Annotated in this window: 16 protein-coding genes; 8 read left to right on the top strand and 8 right to left on the bottom strand. The window is 66.4% G+C overall.

Annotated elements, in window-relative coordinates; all coding sequences use genetic code 11:
- Nucleotides 1–14: 14 nt before the first annotated feature.
- Nucleotides 15–1,247 carry a precorrin-6y C5,15-methyltransferase (decarboxylating) subunit CbiE gene (cbiE, locus tag ACFHWW_RS07820; protein WP_379938059.1) on the bottom strand — a complete coding sequence of 411 codons (1,233 nt, stop codon included), beginning with the start codon at nucleotides 1,245–1,247 and terminating at the stop codon, nucleotides 15–17.
- Here cbiE and ACFHWW_RS07815 point away from each other — a divergent pair.
- On the top strand, nucleotides 1,225–2,025 hold the full coding sequence (locus tag ACFHWW_RS07815; RefSeq protein ID WP_275597299.1) for a cobalt-precorrin-6A reductase: 801 nt from the start codon (nucleotides 1,225–1,227) through the stop codon (nucleotides 2,023–2,025). The genes cbiE and ACFHWW_RS07815 overlap by 23 nt on opposite strands.
- Here ACFHWW_RS07815 and ACFHWW_RS07810 read toward each other — a convergent pair.
- From ACFHWW_RS07810 to ung, 6 genes are all read right to left on the bottom strand, one after another.
- On the bottom strand, nucleotides 1,989–2,753 hold the full coding sequence (locus ACFHWW_RS07810; RefSeq protein WP_100672853.1) for a precorrin-3B C(17)-methyltransferase: 765 nt from the start codon (nucleotides 2,751–2,753) through the stop codon (nucleotides 1,989–1,991). The two genes, ACFHWW_RS07815 and ACFHWW_RS07810, sit on opposite strands and share 37 nt — an antisense overlap.
- On the bottom strand, nucleotides 2,750–3,541 hold the full coding sequence (locus ACFHWW_RS07805; RefSeq protein WP_324762401.1) for a precorrin-2 C(20)-methyltransferase: 792 nt from the start codon (nucleotides 3,539–3,541) through the stop codon (nucleotides 2,750–2,752). The genes ACFHWW_RS07810 and ACFHWW_RS07805 overlap by 4 nt, the downstream gene beginning before the upstream one ends.
- Complete coding sequence (locus tag ACFHWW_RS07800; RefSeq protein ID WP_018096649.1) at nucleotides 3,538–4,170, bottom strand: precorrin-8X methylmutase; 633 nt, start codon at nucleotides 4,168–4,170, stop codon at nucleotides 3,538–3,540. The genes ACFHWW_RS07805 and ACFHWW_RS07800 overlap by 4 nt, the downstream gene beginning before the upstream one ends.
- 2 nt (nucleotides 4,171–4,172) lie before the next feature.
- Nucleotides 4,173–5,540, bottom strand: coding sequence for a precorrin-3B synthase (cobG, locus tag ACFHWW_RS07795; RefSeq protein ID WP_379937915.1), 1,368 nt, complete (start codon nucleotides 5,538–5,540; stop codon nucleotides 4,173–4,175).
- 124 nt (nucleotides 5,541–5,664) lie between these two features.
- Nucleotides 5,665–6,435, bottom strand: a complete 771-nt coding sequence (gene cobF / locus ACFHWW_RS07790) for a precorrin-6A synthase (deacetylating) (RefSeq protein WP_379937914.1) — start codon at nucleotides 6,433–6,435, stop codon at nucleotides 5,665–5,667.
- 190 nt (nucleotides 6,436–6,625) lie between these two features.
- Nucleotides 6,626–7,351: a uracil-DNA glycosylase gene (gene ung / locus ACFHWW_RS07785; protein WP_018096646.1), complete on the bottom strand. Its 726-nt coding sequence runs from the start codon at nucleotides 7,349–7,351 to the stop codon at nucleotides 6,626–6,628.
- Nucleotides 7,352–7,553: 202 nt separating this feature from the next.
- On the opposite strand from ung, the gene modA reads away from it, so the two are divergent.
- From modA to modC, 3 genes are read left to right on the top strand one after another with little or no spacing between them, the layout of a single operon-like run.
- Entirely contained in the window at nucleotides 7,554–8,339 is a 786-nt protein-coding gene (gene modA / locus ACFHWW_RS07780; protein WP_379937913.1) for a molybdate ABC transporter substrate-binding protein, read from the top strand.
- A gap of 60 nt (nucleotides 8,340–8,399) precedes the next feature.
- The gene (gene modB / locus ACFHWW_RS07775; protein WP_379938057.1) at nucleotides 8,400–9,092 is read left to right on the top strand and encodes a molybdate ABC transporter permease subunit; all 693 of its coding nucleotides are present in this window, start codon (nucleotides 8,400–8,402) and stop codon (nucleotides 9,090–9,092) included.
- Nucleotides 9,089–10,162 carry a molybdenum ABC transporter ATP-binding protein gene (modC, locus tag ACFHWW_RS07770; protein WP_379937912.1) on the top strand — a complete coding sequence of 358 codons (1,074 nt, stop codon included), beginning with the start codon at nucleotides 9,089–9,091 and terminating at the stop codon, nucleotides 10,160–10,162. Before modB ends, modC begins: the two co-directional genes overlap by 4 nt.
- A gap of 12 nt (nucleotides 10,163–10,174) precedes the next feature.
- Here the strand turns inward: modC and ACFHWW_RS07765 are convergent, their stop codons facing one another.
- Nucleotides 10,175–10,570, bottom strand: coding sequence for a winged helix-turn-helix domain-containing protein (locus tag ACFHWW_RS07765; protein WP_127709187.1), 396 nt, complete (start codon nucleotides 10,568–10,570; stop codon nucleotides 10,175–10,177).
- Between the two features lie 168 nt (nucleotides 10,571–10,738).
- Between ACFHWW_RS07765 and ACFHWW_RS07760 the strand changes: the two genes are divergently transcribed.
- The 4 genes from ACFHWW_RS07760 to ACFHWW_RS07745 all read left to right on the top strand — a co-directional run bounded on the left by ACFHWW_RS07760 (nucleotide 10,739) and on the right by ACFHWW_RS07745 (nucleotide 15,933).
- Nucleotides 10,739–12,076 (top strand): FAD-binding oxidoreductase, encoded by a 1,338-nt coding sequence (locus tag ACFHWW_RS07760; RefSeq protein WP_338276990.1) that lies wholly within the window; start codon nucleotides 10,739–10,741, stop codon nucleotides 12,074–12,076.
- A 325-nt stretch (nucleotides 12,077–12,401) separates the two neighbouring features.
- Nucleotides 12,402–13,634, top strand: coding sequence for a 3-methyl-2-oxobutanoate dehydrogenase (2-methylpropanoyl-transferring) subunit alpha (locus tag ACFHWW_RS07755; RefSeq protein WP_026168781.1), 1,233 nt, complete (start codon nucleotides 12,402–12,404; stop codon nucleotides 13,632–13,634).
- A 1-nt stretch (nucleotide 13,635) separates the two neighbouring features.
- Nucleotides 13,636–14,649: an alpha-ketoacid dehydrogenase subunit beta gene (locus tag ACFHWW_RS07750; protein ID WP_100672845.1), complete on the top strand. Its 1,014-nt coding sequence runs from the start codon at nucleotides 13,636–13,638 to the stop codon at nucleotides 14,647–14,649.
- 3 nt (nucleotides 14,650–14,652) lie between these two features.
- Nucleotides 14,653–15,933, top strand: coding sequence for a dihydrolipoamide acetyltransferase family protein (locus ACFHWW_RS07745; RefSeq protein ID WP_018096637.1), 1,281 nt, complete (start codon nucleotides 14,653–14,655; stop codon nucleotides 15,931–15,933).
- Nucleotides 15,934–15,935 lie beyond the last annotated feature (2 nt).

Raw genomic sequence — 15,935 nt, 5'->3', positions numbered from 1 at the left:
GCTCATAGATCGGCTCACGCCTTGATCCACGACCATTGCGTGACCGGCATCGCCGGCCGCCAGCCCGTCATGGCGCCGACGGGCGAGGCCCGGGCGATGTCGATGCGGATCAGCGAGCCGCCGAACCGCGCGTGCCGGGCGAGCAGCACCGCTTCCATCTCCGTCGTCACGGCATTGGCGACGAGACGTCCGCCGGGCGCGAGCGCCGCAACCGCCGCCTCCATTACCCCGGGCTTGCTGCCGCCGCCGCCGATGAAGATTACGTCCGGCTGCGGAAGGCCGCGCAGCGCCTCCGGCGCCTGCCCTTCGGCGACCACAAGCCCCGGAACGCCGAAGCTGGCGGCGTTGCGGCCGATCCGCGCGGCCCGTTCGGACGACGCCTCTATGGCGACGGCGCGCATCGCCGGATCGGCAAGCATCCATTCGATCGCGATCGAGCCTGAGCCGGCGCCGATGTCCCAGAGGAGTTCGCCCTTGCGCGGCGCGAGTGCCGAGAGCGTCAGCGCCCGCACCTCCCGCTTGGTGATCTGGCCGTCATGTTCGAAAAACCGATCGTCCAGGCCGCTGGCAAGCGTCAGAACGCGTGCATCGGCATCGGCCACCACCTCAAGCGCGCAGACGTTCAGAGCGTTGAGTTCCTCCATCGCGAAGCCGGAAGCGAGATGCCGGGAGACACGCTCGCTTGCGCCGCCGAGCGCTTCGAGAACCGTAAGCCGTGACTGACCGAATCCGCTTTCTGCAAGCAGCCCGGCAAGCGCCTTCGGCCCGTTCTCGTCCGAGGTCAGCGCCAGAACGCGCGCGCCCGGCTGAAGATGCGGCCGTATGAGATCGAGCGGACGGCCGTGCAGCGAAACGGTCGCGACCTCCTGCAGCGCCCAGCCTAGCCGGGAAGCGGCGAGGCTGAAGGCGGACGGCGCGGGGATGGTGCGCATTTCCGCGGCATCGACGCGGCGCGCCAGCGTGGCGCCGACGCCGTAAAGAAACGGATCGCCGGAGGCGAGCACAACGACAGGGCTGCCGCGCCGGGCGACGATCGCCTCCACCGACTTTTCAAAGGGGCTCTGCCAGCTATGGCGTTCGCCGGCGATCAGCGGCGCGGCGAGTTCCAAATGGCGGGCCCCGCCGAAGACGACGGGAGCTGCCTCTATCAGGCGCTTGGCCTCGTCGCCGAGACCGGCTACACCGTCTTCTCCGATACCGATCACGGTGAGCCAGGGAGCGACGATGGCCGAGCCACTGTTCGACATGTCAGCCACGGGCAGACCTCGCATTCTGATCCTGGGTGGAACGACCGAGGCGCGGCAGCTCGCAGAGCGCCTGGTCTGCGAACGGCATTACGATGCGGCGATCTCGCTTGCCGGCCGTACCGCCGATCCCCGCCCGCAGCCGCTTCCGACGCGCATCGGCGGCTTCGGCGGCGCCGAAGGGCTTGCCGCCTTTCTGCGCGAACGAAAGATCGCCCTGCTGATCGATGCGACGCACCCCTTCGCCGCCCGCATCTCGCTCAACGCCGCCGCAGCGGCCAAGATGACCGGAACGCCGCTCCTTGCGCTCCGCCGCCCCGCCTGGGCGGCAGAGCCCGGCGATCGATGGACCTGCGTCGGAAGCGTCGCGGAAGCGGTGTCCGCGTTGGGCGAGGAGCCGCGCCGCGTCTTGCTGGCAATCGGCCGGCAGGAGGCTTACCATTTCGAGAAGGCGCCGCAGCACAGCTACGTCGTGCGCAGCGTCGATCCGGTGATGCCGCCGCTCGATCTGCCGGATGTCACCGCCATCCTCGCCTCCGGCCCCTTTGCGCAGACCGACGAAACAGAACTGCTCGAACGCCACGGGATCGACGTCATCGTCGCCAAGAACAGCGGCGGTGCGGCCACCTACGGCAAGATAGCGGCGGCGCGTCACCTCGGGATCGAGGTGGTGATGGTCGAGCGCCACAAGCCTGCCGACGTTCAATCGGTCGGCGACTGCGACGAGGCGCTCGAACGCATCCGTCAATGGCTTTCTCCGGTGAAGGACCGCGGCGTGTAGACGAGGTCGTGCTTACCCTCGCGGGCGATGGTGCGCGTCTCCGGCGAACCGATGATCACGCAGGTCGCCATGTCGGCGCGGTCGGGATCGGCCTCACCGAGCGGCATGACCGCTATGCGCTCGTCCGCCCGCCCGGCGGCGCGGCCGAAGATAACCGGAACGCGGGCCGGCAGCACCTGCCGAAGAACCTCGAAGGCCTCGCCGAGTTGCCAGGGACGCGCCTTGCTGATCGGATTGTAAAGCGCGATGACGAGCCCCGCTTCGGCGGCAAGCCTCAGTCGTCTGGTGATGACATCCCATGGCTTCAGGTTGTCGGAAAGCGACATGGCGCAGAAATCGTGTCCGAGCGGTGCCCCGATCCGGGCTGCGACTGCGAGCATCGCGGTGACGCCGGGGGTGATCGTGAGATCCACCTCACGCCATTCCTGCGGCCCCTTGTCGATCGCCTCGCAGACGGCGGCCGCCATCGCGAAGATGCCGGGATCGCCGCCGGAGACGACGCAGACATCTGCCCCGGCTGCGGCGCGCGCGAGTGCTGCCCGGGCACGGTCCAGTTCCTCGCGATTGTCCGAAGCGATGCGCCGTTGATCCGCCCGAAGATGCAGGCGATCGAGATAGGGGCCGTAGCCGAAGAACTCGGTCGCGACCGCAATCGCATCCTCGGCCTCGGGCGTCATTTGCGCCGGATTGCCGGGGCCGGTGCCGACGATGAAGAGCTTTCCGGTCATGCGCTGCCCTCCGATCCGGGCCTTTCCTTCCGGCCGGGCCTGTCCTTACCGCCGGGCCTGTCCTTCCAGCCGGGAACGAGCACCAGCGAGAAATAGGGCGCCTCGTCGTCCGGCTTCTCGCCGAGCGGAACCATCGCCGCATTCCTCATGGTGCCGCGCTCCACATAGACGGCCGCCTCGAGCCTGCCTGCCGCCGCCAGCGCCCGGCGGATCTTCGGCAGGTTGCGGCCGACCTTCATGATGACCGCGGCTTGCGTGTCGGCGAGGCGGCGCTGAAGCTCGCCCTCGCCCATCGTGCCGGGGAGAACCGAGAGCACGTCGTCGCCCTGCACCAGCGGCAGCCCCGCCAGCGACCAGCAGCCCGACATTGCGGTGATGCCCGGAATGACCTCGGCCGGGAAGCGGCCGGCAAGCCGCACATGGAGGTGCATGTAGGAACCGTAGAAAAGCGGATCGCCCTCGCTCAGCACCGCGACCGTCCGTCCGGCGAGAAGATGCGCCGCGACGACCTCGGCCGAGGCGTCGTAGAAATCGGTGATCTGGCGCTTATAGGCGTCGTGATCCTTGTCGATCTCGGTCGTCACCGGGTAGTAGAGCGGCAATTCGGTCATGTCCGGCTTCAAAAGACCTTCCACCACCGCGCGGCCGTTGCCGTTGCGTCCGGCCTTGGCGAAATAGGCGACGACATCCGCTTCGCCGAGTGCCCGGACGGCCTTTACGGTCAGGAGTTCAGGATCGCCGGGACCCGTTCCGACGCCGATAAGCCGGCCTGATACCACCCCGCTCACAGGCCCGGCCTCGCGAGAGAATTCAGCGCGGCGGCGGTCATCGCACTGCCGCCCAGACGGCCGCGAACGATCGCAAAGGGAACGCCATAGGAATTTTCGGCAAGCGCGTCCTTCGATTCGGCCGCACCGACGAAACCGACGGGCATTCCGAGGATCGCCGCCGGCTTCGGCGCGCCGTCGCGCAGCATTTCGAGCAGATAGAAGAGCGCTGTCGGCGCATTGCCGATCGCAACCACGGAGCCAGCCATCCGCTCGCCCCAGAGCTTCAGCGCCGCTGCGGAACGCGTATTGCCGATCTCGGTGGCGATCTCCGCGGTACGCGCATCGCGAAGCGTGCAGATCACCTCGTTGCCGGCGGGCAGCCGGGCGCGCGTCACGCCATGGGCGACCATTTCGGCGTCGCAGAAGATCGGCGCGCCGTCTTTCAGCGCCGCGCGCGCGGCGGAGACGAAGCCGGGCGAGAACACGAATTGTCGCACCGCCTCGACCGATCCGCAGGCATGCACCATGCGTATGGCGAGATCGGCTTCCTCTTCCGAAAATCCGGAAAGGTCGGCTTCCGCGCGGATGATCGCGAAGGAACGCTCATAGATGGCGTTGCCATCGCGGATGTAATCGTAATCAGGCATTTCTATCCCTGTTCAAACGCGGCGGCGATGCGCGCGGTCCCGAGCCGTGTAAGACAGGACAGCGCCGATTCGCCAGCGTCTTTGTTTTCCCGCACGAGCGCGTTCAGCGCGCCGAACGCAGATCCTATTCCGTTTTCATCCCTGTAGGCACTCGACGCGACGGAAGCAGTGCCATTTACGACAAGCGCATATCCTGATGGCGCACCGACGAGCGTCAGCGGCGACGCCGTGGGTCTGGCGCAACCCTTGAGACAGCCGGAGAGATGCACCGTCACCGAACCGTCGAGGAGATCCGGCGCGGATTCGACCAACAGCCTCGCCGTCGCCTTTGTGTCCATGCGCGCCGAGGCGCAGGCGAGGCCTGCGCAGGCGGCTATGTGATTGCGCGGATCGTCGGAGGCGACCAGAAAGCCGTGCGAGCAGGCAAGGCGTTGCACGACGGCCGCCGTTTCGCCCGAGAGACCGAGGACGAACAGACCGCGCGGGGGTGCCAAGCGTATCTCGTTTGCGCCGAGTTCCTCCGCCTGTCTGAGGAATGCGACGAGACTGCCCGCATCGGTTTGCGCGAAGGCCAGGCCGACGCCGAGCACGGTGCCGGCGCCGCCGAAGTGGTGAATGCCCGCCGGTGGCGGCGAAAAAGCGGGACCGTCCGCGCGCGGCAGGGCATCGCCGGCCGCCGCGCGCCGCCGAAGAAGATCGGCATCAAGGTCGCGGGCCCGGCTAGCGGGGCCGAGTGCAGCGAGATCTCCCAGGATTTCGAGAACGATAGGCACGATTTCGTTCGATTCCAAGAGCGCGACGGGCTTTGCCGAGCGCGCCGTCCCGCCGAGCGAAAGCAGCCATCGCACGCCGTCCTCATGCTCGAACGCAGAGACACGCAGGTCGGCAGTCAGGCTTCCCAGGTGGAAGCGGCCGCCTCCATCCACGACGATCGAAAGTTTCGGCGCGAGCCTGAGCGCCTCACCCGCGCCGGAGATCGCCATGCGCAGCGCGCGGGCGAGCGGGCGAGGATCGGCGATTTCGTCCGGGTCGAAGCCGGCAAGCGGCGGCGTCTCGATCGCCACCCCTTCGGCAATGGCTATCTCCGCCGCCCCGATCGCTTCGGCGAGCGCCGGAACGCTTTCCGGCGTCAGGCCGCGGATCTGCAGGTTGCCGCGTGCCGTGACCTCAATGATCCCGCTGCCGCATGTCGCAGCCGCACCGGCAATCGCCCTCATCTCGGCCGGCGTCAGGCCTTCGCCTGCCGGTCGCAGCCGCACGAGCAGGCCGTCCCCGGTCTGCATCGGCGCCGCCAGCGAAGGACAGCTCCCGCGGCGCATCGATGCGCCGGTCGCAGATCGGTCGGCTCGTGGGGCGGCGCAGCTTTTCATTCGTCTCGGTAATCCTTGGGTATCTGCGAGCCAACCCGGCACGCCTGATCGATCGAGCCTATATCACAGGGCGAGCGTCGAGAGAGATCAAAGATCTGCCGCCGAGAGCAGGGGCAACGCCCGACTACTCTTCGAAATCGGCGCCCTTGCGCAGCAGATAAATATCCATGATCCAGCCCATCCGCTCGCGCGCCGCGGCCCGCGCTTCGAGAATCCGCTCTTTCACCTCGGCGAGGCGCCCTGAAATGACGATCTCGTCGGGCGTGCCGAGATAGGCCCCCCAATAGATCTCGGCGTCCGGATCCTCGATCGTCCGGAACGCCTGCTCGCCGTCGAGCATGACGACGGCCGTCTCGCTTTTGTGCGGAAAACTTTCGGCGAGCCGCCGGCCGGTGGTGATTTCCACCGGCTTGCCGACGAAGTTCAACGGGATGCGATGGCTGGCACAGAGCGCCTGCAGGCTGGTAATGCCCGGAATGACGTCGTAGCCGAAGGCCACCCGACCGCGCGACTTCACGCGTTCCACGATGCGGATCGTGCTGTCATAGAGCATCGGATCGCCCCAGACGAGGAAAGCGCCGGTCTGGCCTTCCGCAAGCTCGCTCTCCAGCAGCGCCTCGTAGGCGGCGGCGATGCCCGCATGCCACTCGTCCACGCTTTCCACGTAGCTGCGGCCTTCGGTGCGGCGGACGGGCACCGCGAATTCGACGGTGCGGCTGCCGGCCCGCGTCACGTAACGGGCGCATATCGCGCGGCGCAGCTCGGCCAGCTCGGTCTTTTTCTCCCCTTTGGTCGGGATGAAGAGCACATCGGCCCGATTCAGCGCATTGATCGCCTGAACCGTCATGTGCTCGGGGTTGCCGGCACCGATACCGATGATCAGGATGTGTCGCATGCCGTCTCCCATTGCCCCACCCGCATAGTCGGGCAATCCCACCCGCATAATCGCGTCAGTCACACCCGCATAATCGGGCCAGTCCCGCCCGCATTATCGGGCCAGTCCCGCCCGCATTATCGGGCCAGTCTTTGACGGATCGCCGCGGCGGGTGCAAGGCCCATTCGCGACGGCAAGCGCTACGGCCGCGTCAGCAGTTCGGCGCCAGCTGCCGCTCGACGGCCAAAGGGGGATCTTCCGGCAACCGCCAATCGATCGGATCCAGCCCCTTGGACGTCAAAAACGCATTCGCCTTGGAGAAATGCCGGCAGCCGAAGAACCCCGCATGGGCCGATAAGGGTGACGGATGCGGTGCGGTGAGCACGAGATGACGCGAACGATCGACAAAAGCGGCCTTGCGTTGTGCGTAAGAGCCCCAGAGCATGAAGACGACAGGCTGCGCCTGCTCGTTGACCGCCCGGATTACGGCGTCGGTGAAGCGCTCCCAGCCCTTGCCCTGATGCGAAGCCGCGCGGCCGCGTTCGACGGTCAGCACGCTGTTCAGAAGCAGCACGCCCTGACGCGCCCAGCTTTCGAGGAAGCCGTGGCGCGCCGGCGGAATGCCGAGGTCTTCCTGCAATTCCTTGTAGATGTTGACGAGTGAGGGCGGCGTGCGCACGCCCGGACGAACGCTGAAGCAGAGCCCATGCGCCTGCCCGTCGCCATGATAGGGGTCCTGGCCGAGGATGACGACGCGTACCCTGTCGAGCGGGGTCAGATCGAGCGCACGGAAATATTCGACGCCCCTCGGAAAAATCTGCCGACCCTGCTGCTTCTCCTCCAGCAGGAACCGCTTGAGCTCGGCCATGTAACCGTGGCGGAATTCCCCGCCCAGAACGGCTTTCCAGCTTTCTTCCAGCCTGATCGTCGCGTCCATGTGGATCGTCCACCTCCTTGGGTCTCGTTCCGGAATTTAGACGCATGAGCGCCTATCGCAAGCGCTCGCGTCGTCTCCGCCCCATCGGTTCACCGATTTTGACTGCAGCGCAACGGCCGCATTGTATTTCCACGAATATAGCGGTAACCAAAATACCGGAGCGCTATATCTTGGAAAATATCACGAACCGGGAGACTTGGGTGTGACAACGAGAAGAGATTGGCTCAAGGGCGTGTCACTGGTGCTCGGCGTGGTTCTGGCGGGAACGACCTTTGCACCGGCTCAGGCGGCGGAGAAGGTCACCGTGTTCGCCGCGGCGAGTCTCAAGAATGCGCTCGATGCGATCAACGGCGAATGGCTCAAACAGACCGGCAAGGAAGCCACCGTTTCCTATGCGGCGAGTTCGGCGCTGGCGAAACAGATCGAACAGGGCGCGCCCGCCGATGTGTTCATCTCGGCCGACCTCGCCTGGATGGATTACCTCGCAGACAAGAAGCTGATCAAGGCCGGCACGCGCTCCAACCTGCTCGGCAATCGTATCGTCCTCGTCTCCGGCAAGTCGGATGCCCGGGCTGTCGAGATCGAGCCGGGTCTCGACCTTGCCGGTCTTCTCGGCGACGGACGATTGGCCATGGGAGCCGTGGAATCCGTCCCCGCCGGCAAGTGTGGCAAGGCCGCGCTGGAAAAGCTCGGGCTGTGGCCGAACGTTGCCGGAAAGGTCGCCGGCGCCGAAAGCGTGCGCGCCGCCCTCCTCCTCGTGTCACGTGGCGAGGCGCCCTACGGCATCGTCTACCGAACCGACGCTGCAGCGGACGCCAATGTGAAAGTGGTCGGCACCTTCCCCGAGGACAGCCACCCCCCAATTGTCTACCCGATCGCGATCACCGCGGACAGCAGGAACGCCGATGCCGCCGCCTACCTCGAATTCGTCCGCTCGCCGAAGGCGGCGGCGCTTTTCCAGGCCGAGGGCTTCACCGTTCTGGAATAGAACTTGCCGAATGATTGCACGACACGGCGCGTCAGGAACGGGAGTACGAGCTTGGACTGGATGGCATTGAGCGACGCGGAGTGGACGGCCGTCCGCCTGAGCCTGCGGGTCGCCACCGTTGCGATGCTTGCGAGCTTGCCGCCGGCGCTCCTTGTCTCGATGATACTTGCGCGCGGCCGCTTCTGGGGCAAGTCGCTCCTGAACGGCCTCGTCCATATGCCGCTGATCCTGCCGCCGGTCGTAACGGGCTTCGCTCTGCTGCTCCTTTTCGGCCGACGCGGCCCGATCGGTGCATTTCTTGCGGAGAATTTCGGGCTGGTCTTTTCGTTCCGCTGGACGGGAGCGGCGCTCGCCTGCGCGGTGATGGGCTTCCCATTGATGGTCCGCAGCATCCGGCTGTCTATCGAAGCAGTAGACCGCAAGCTCGAAGAAGCGGCGGGAACGCTTGGCGCGAGCCCCGCCTGGATTTTCCTGACGGTCACATTGCCCCTGATCCTTCCCGGCATTCTCGCCGGCATGGTCCTCTCCTTTGCCAAGGCCATGGGCGAGTTCGGCGCGACCATCACCTTCGTTTCCAACATCCCCGGCGAGACCCAGACGCTTTCCGCCGCGATCTATACCTTCACACAGGTGCCGGGCGGCGACGCCGGCGCGATGCGCCTGGCCGCGATCTCCGTCATTATTTCGATGGCGGCCCTGATGCTTTCGGAAGCCATGGCTTCAGCCGCGGCGCGGCGGACGGTGGCGGCATGAGGCTCGAGGTCGAAGCGCGCCTTCGTCTCGGCTCCTTCGCGATCGACGCCGCCTTCGGCTCGGAGGGCGGCGTGACCGCCCTTTTCGGCCGCTCCGGCTCCGGCAAGACCTCGCTCGTCAACATCATCGCCGGCCTCCTCCGGCCCGATCAGGGCCGCGTCGTGCTCGACGGCGACACGATCGCCGACAGCGAGCGCCGGCTTTTCACCCCCGTCCACCGCCGCCGCTTTGCCTATGTGTTCCAGGAAGCCCGCCTCTTTCCGCATTTGAGCGTCCGCAGAAATCTCGCCTATGGCCGCTGGTTCGCAGGCGCGGCCCGATCGGGGCCCGAATTCGGCAGGATCGTCGAAATGCTCGGCATCGGACATCTGCTCGATCGGATGCCCTCGACGCTCTCGGGCGGCGAGCGGCAGCGCGTCGCCATCGGCCGGGCCCTGCTCGCTTCCCCCCGCCTGCTCCTGATGGACGAGCCGCTCGCCGCGCTCGACGACGCCAGAAAGGCCGAAATCCTGCCCTATCTGGAGCGGCTGCGCGACGAGACGCGGATTCCGATCGTCTATGTCAGTCATTCCGTGGCTGAAGTGGCGCGGCTGGCGGAGCGCGTCGTCGTCATGGAAAACGGCCGGGTCAAGGCCTTCGGCAAAACGGCGGCCGTTCTGAACGAGCCGTTTCCGACATCCGCCGCCGACCGGCGGCAAGCGGGCACGTTGATCGAGGGCACCGTCGACAGTCATGACGAAGGCCACGAACTGACCATGGTGCGCGCCGGAGACTGCCTGATCCGCGTGCCGCATCTCGTCGCCGAGGCCGGGCAAAGTCTACGCCTCTACATTGCCGCGCGCGACGTCATGCTGGCGACCCGTCGCCCGGAAGGCATCAGCGCCCTGAACGTGCTTCCGGGAACGATCGTCGGCGTCTCGTCGCCGCGGCAAGGAAGCGTCGACATGCGCGTCGATTGCGGCGGCAACGTTATCGCCGCGCGCGTGACGACCGTCTCCCGCGATGCGCTCGCGCTTTGCCCGGGAAAGCAGGTGCACGCCATCATCAAGACCGTCGCGCTCGATTATTAGAGAAGCCAATGGTTAGAGCGGCTTTCCGGTTGGCTCCTCTTGCGGAGCACCTTTGCAGTCGCGCATGGCGTCGAGCCAATCGAGATCGTCCGCGATCGCGGCCTGCGCCTTGGCCTCCATCGCCCGGAAGCGCTCGATCAGCATCTCGCCAAAAGCGGTGACGACGGCGCCGCCGCCCTGCTTGCCGCCACGCTGCGAGTCCACCGCCGGCTCCTTGAACATGCGGTTCAAGGCGTCGACCAGCAGCCAGGCACGGCGGTAAGACATATCCATGGCCCGCCCGGCAGCGGAAATGGAGCCGGTCTCGCGGATGTGTTCCAGAAGCATGATCTTGCCGCGCCCGAGACGGCTGTTCGGCGGCAAGTCGATGCGGAGGATCGGGCGGGGGTCGGCTTCGGTATCGTGCATGGAGCGAACATAAAGCCTGGCGCAGGAGACGGGAAGGCGCGGCCGCTCAAAGACGATGCGGGAGCTTCGGGCACGGGAACTGTGCATCGCCGGCCGAAACCGGCCAAGCAGGCTTGATCGAAGCCGACATTGGATGCAGCGATAGACATAGCTGAACAAACCCAAGAGATGATCATGCCCGGCCCCGCTCTCGACCCCGTTGAAACCGATGCTTCACTGCCCGGTAGTGCCGACGTCGTCATCATCGGCGGCGGTATCATCGGAGTGAGCACGGCGCTCTTTCTCGCCGAGCGCGGCGTGAAAGTCGTCCTGTGCGAGAAGGGCGATCTCGGCGGCGAGCAATCGAGCCGCAACTGGGGCTGGGTGCGCGTCATGGGCCGCGATCGGCGCGAGATTCCGCTGGCGCTGGAGGCGCTGAAAATCTGGGATACCCTCGATGCGCGCGTCGGCGGCGAGACCGGATTTCGCCGGAGCGGCATTCTCTATATTTCCGAAACGGAGCAGGACGTCGCCAACCGCGATGCCTGGCTCGCGCTTGCGAAACCCCATGGCGTCGACAGCCGCCAGCTCACCGCCGACGAGACCCGGGAGCGTATGGCCGGGGCGGCGATCCGCTACAAAGGCGCGCTCTATACGCCCAGCGACGGCCGAGCGGAGCCGCAGAAGGCCGTTCCCGCAATCGCGGCCGGAGCACGCCGAGCCGGCGCACATATCGTTACCGGCTGTGCGGTGCGGGGGGTTGAGAAGAGTGCGGGTCGGGTAAGCGCCGTCGTCACCGAAAAGGGCCGCATCGAAACCTCGACGGTGGTGCTTGCGGGCGGCGCCTGGTCGCGGCTCTTCTGCAAGGGCCTCGGCATTCGGCTGCCGCAGCTAAAAGTGCGCAACACCGTGCTCAGGACCGCTCCGGTCGAGGGCGGCCCGGCCGGCGCAGGCGCAACGGCGACTTACGCCTATCGCAAACGCCTCGACGGCGGCTACACGATCGCCACCGCGGGTGCCAATCTGCATCCGCTCGTGCCGGACACCTTGGCATTCTTCCGCGATTTTCGCGCGGCGAGAAGGGCCGAGGGCGAGGCCGTGCAGGCGGGCTTGAGCGCCCAGAGCTGGCGCGAGCTTTTCGAAATCGCATCCGTGCCCCTCGATCGGCCCGGCGCCTTCGAGCGCCACCGCATCCTCGATCCTCGGCCCGATCCGAAATCCGTACTCAAGGCATTCGAGGAAGCAAGAAAAGCTCTTCCGAAGCTGCGTACCGTCGAGCCGGTTCAGATCTGGGCCGGCCTGATCGATGTCACGCCGGACGTCGTCCCGGTCATTTCGCACGCGAAAGAGGTGCCGGGCCTCGTCATCGCCACCGGCTTCTCCGGTCACGGCTTCGGCATCGGCCCCGGGGCCGGACATCTCGTCGCCGATCTCGTCACCGGAGATCCGCCCATCGTCGATCCCTCCGAGTTCCGCCTTTCGCGCTTTTCCGACGGCAGCCCGATAGAGATCGCGCCACCGGTCTGAAGGCCGGGTCGCCCGCCCGCCTCACGAAAGAAAATTGCCCGCCGCCGGCGCCGGCACCGGCCCGGCGTTCGGTGCCGCATGCGTGCCGGCACGAATCTGTCTTTCTTCGCGCAGCAGCCGGGCACGGCGGCAAAAGCGCTTCATCTGGCCCCTGACTCGTGGCAGTCTGTGCCCATATCCTGTCGGGAGAGCGGGATGCCGTATCGGTATGGCAGGCGGGGCGGAGGACACCCCAGGCGCCAGCCGGGAACCGCCGGGCGGCGGCGCCGTTCTTCCGGGAATGGAGTTGCGCGACGCGCAATCCGGAAGGGAGGCCGGAATCCGCATGGATGAATTCAGCCGATTGAGCCTGCATGTCCCCGAACCGGCCGTCCGGCCGGGCGATCTGCCCGATTTCTCCAACGTGAAGATACCGAAGGCGGGCTCGGTGCCGCGGCCGGAAGTCGATGTGGACCCGGAGGAGATCCGCGACCTCGCCTATTCGATCATCCGGGTTCTCAACCGCGAGGGCGAGGCAGTCGGCCCCTGGGCCGGTTTTCTTTCCGACGAGGAGCTGCTGAGGGGTCTCAGGCACATGATGTTGCTGCGCGCCTTCGACGCGCGCATGCTGATGGCGCAGCGCCAGGGCAAGACATCCTTCTATATGCAGCATCTCGGCGAGGAGGCGGTGAGCTGCGCCTTCCGCAAGGCGCTTCGCAAGGGCGACATGAATTTTCCGACCTACCGCCAGGCGGGGCTCCTGATTGCCGACGACTACCCGATGGTCGAGATGATGAACCAGATCTTCTCGAACGAACTCGATCCCTGCCATGGTCGGCAGCTGCCCGTCATGTACACTTCCAAGGAGCACGGCTTCTTCACGATCTCGGGCAACCTCGCCACTCAATATGTCCAGGCCGTCGGTTGGGCCATGGCATCCGCCATCAAGAACGATACGCGGATCGCCGCCGGCTGGATCGGCGACGGCTCGACCGCCGAGTCGGATTTTCACTCCGCGCTGGTCTTCGCTTCCACCTACAAGGCGCCCGTCATTCTCAACATCGTCAACAACCAGTGGGCGATCTCCACTTTCCAGGGCATCGCCCGAGGCGGTTCCGGCACCTTCGCCGCAAGGGGCCTGGGCTTCGGCATTCCGGCGCTCAGGGTGGACGGCAACGATTACCTGGCCGTCTATGCGGTGGCGCGCTGGGCGGCCGAGCGGGCGCGGCTCAATCTCGGTCCGACGCTGATCGAATACGTGACCTACCGCGTCGGCGCCCATTCGACTTCCGACGATCCGAGCGCCTATCGCCCGAAAACCGAATCGGAAGCCTGGCCGCTCGGCGACCCGGTCCTGCGCCTGAAGAAACACCTGATCCTACGCGGCGCCTGGTCGGAAGAGCGGCATGCGCAGGCGGAGGCGGAAATCATGGACGAAGTGATCCAGGCGCAGAAGGAAGCGGAACGCCACGGAACGCTGCATGCCGGCGGCAGGCCGTCGGTGCGGGATATCTTCGAAGGTGTCTATGCAGAGATGCCGCCGCATATCCGCCGTCAACGGCAGAAGGCGGGGTACTGACATGGCCAGAATGACGATGATCGAAGCGGTGCGCAGCGCCATGGACGTCTCGATGGCGCGCGACGAAAATGTGGTCGTCTTCGGCGAGGATGTCGGTTATTTCGGCGGCGTTTTCCGCTGCACCCAGGGGCTTCAGGCGAAATACGGCAAGACGCGCTGCTTCGATACGCCGATCAGCGAGTCCGGTATCGTCGGCACGGCCATCGGCATGGCCGCCTACGGGCTGAAACCATGCGTCGAGATTCAGTTTGCCGACTACATGTATCCCGCTTACGACCAGCTCACGCAGGAGGCCGCGCGGATCCGCTACCGCTCGAACGGCGACTTCACCTGCCCGATCGTCGTGCGCATGCCGACGGGCGGCGGCATCTTCGGCGGCCAGACCCACAGCCAGAGCCCGGAGGCGCTCTTCACCCATGTTTGCGGGCTGAAGGTCGTCGTGCCTTCGAATCCCTATGACGCCAAAGGCCTGCTCATCTCGGCGATCGAGGATCCGGATCCCGTGATGTTCCTGGAGCCGAAGCGGCTTTATAACGGCCCCTTCGACGGCCACCACGAACGCCCGGTCACGGCCTGGTCCAAGCACGAACTCGGCGACGTTCCGGATGGCCACTATGCGATCCCGATCGGCAAGGCCGAGATACGCCGCAAGGGCTCAGGCGTGACTGTTATCGCCTATGGTACGATGGTGCACGTGGCGCTCGCGGCAGCCGAGGAGACCGGTATCGACGCGGAGGTGATCGATCTGCGCAGTCTGTTGCCGCTCGACCTCGAGACGATCGTGCAATCCGCGAAGAAGACCGGGCGGTGCGTGGTCGTGCACGAGGCGACGCTGACCTCGGGATTCGGTGCCGAGCTCGCCGCTCTCGTTCAGGAGCATTGTTTCTATCACCTCGAGTCTCCGGTCGTCCGGGTAACGGGTTGGGACACGCCCTATCCGCACGCGCAGGAGTGGGATTATTTCCCCGGTCCGGCACGCGTCGGGCGTGCGCTCGCCGAAGCGATGGAGGCCTGACCGGTGGGTGAATTCATCATCAAGATGCCGGATGTCGGCGAGGGTGTCGCGGAGGCCGAGCTCGTCGAGTGGCATGTGAAGCCCGGCGATCCGGTGCGCGAGGATATGGTGCTCGCCGCCGTCATGACCGACAAGGCCACGGTCGAAATCCCCTCGCCAGTCACCGGCAAGGTCCTGTGGCTCGGAGCGGAGGTCGGCGACACGGTCGCGGTGAAGGCGCCGCTGGTCAGGATCGAGACCGCCGGCGAGGCGGGCGATGCTGTCCCGGACAGCGTCCCGGAGGCGCTGGCCGAAAACGTGCTGGACGAGCCCGTCGCCGTCTCCTCCCGGCCTGCGGCCAAGGCGCCGCCGCAGCCTGAAAAACCTGCGCCGAGAACCGCGCCGGCGCCGCGCGAAACGACGGATCTTTCGCCAAAGCCACTCGCCTCCCCGGCGGTGCGGCTGCGCGCCAGAGAGAGCGGCATCGATCTCAGGCAGGTGGCCGGCACCGGGCCGGCCGGCCGGATCACCCATGAGGATCTCGATCTCTTCATCAGCCGTGGCGCCGGGCCGCTGCCGGCGCAGGCCGGCCTCGTCCGCAAGACCGCCGTCGAGGAGGTCAGGATGACCGGCCTCAGACGCCGGATCGCCGAAAAGATGTCGCTCTCCACCTCACGCATCCCCCACATCACCTATGTGGAAGAGGTGGACATGACGGCGCTCGAGGATCTCCGCGCGACGATGAACCGCGACCGCAAGCCGGAGCAGGCCAAGCTCACGATCCTGCCTTTCCTGATGCGCGCGCTGGCGAAGACCGTCGCCGAGCAGCCCGGCGTCAACGCCACGTTCGACGACCATGCCGGCGTCATTCACCGCCACGCTGCCGTCCATATCGGCATCGCCACCCAGACGCCCGCCGGGCTGACCGTTCCGGTGGTGCGCCATGCCGAGGCGCGCGGGATATGGGACTGCGCGGCCGAGCTCAACCGGCTGGCGGAGGCGGCCCGCACCGGAACGGCGACGCGCGACGAGCTTACCGGCTCGACCATCACCATCTCCTCGCTCGGCGCCATCGGCGGAATCGCCACGACGCCGGTCATCAACCATCCGGAGGTGGCGATCGTCGGCGTGAACAAGATTGCCGTCCGGCCCGTCTGGGACGGCGCGCAATTCGTCCCGCGCAAAATCATGAATCTCTCGTCGAGCTTCGATCACCGGGTCATCGACGGCTGGGATGCCGCGGTCTTCGTCCAGCGCCTGAAGACGCTGCTCGAAACGCCGGCGCTGATTTTCGTTGAAGGATAGGC

Origin of the sequence: Sinorhizobium sp. P24N7 (genome assembly GCF_042436655.1) — a bacterium.
In the GTDB taxonomy this organism is placed as follows: domain Bacteria; phylum Pseudomonadota; class Alphaproteobacteria; order Rhizobiales; family Rhizobiaceae; genus Sinorhizobium; species Sinorhizobium meliloti_A.
Note: the sequence above shows the minus strand (reverse complement) of the source record. Positions and strands in the feature narration are given on the sequence as shown.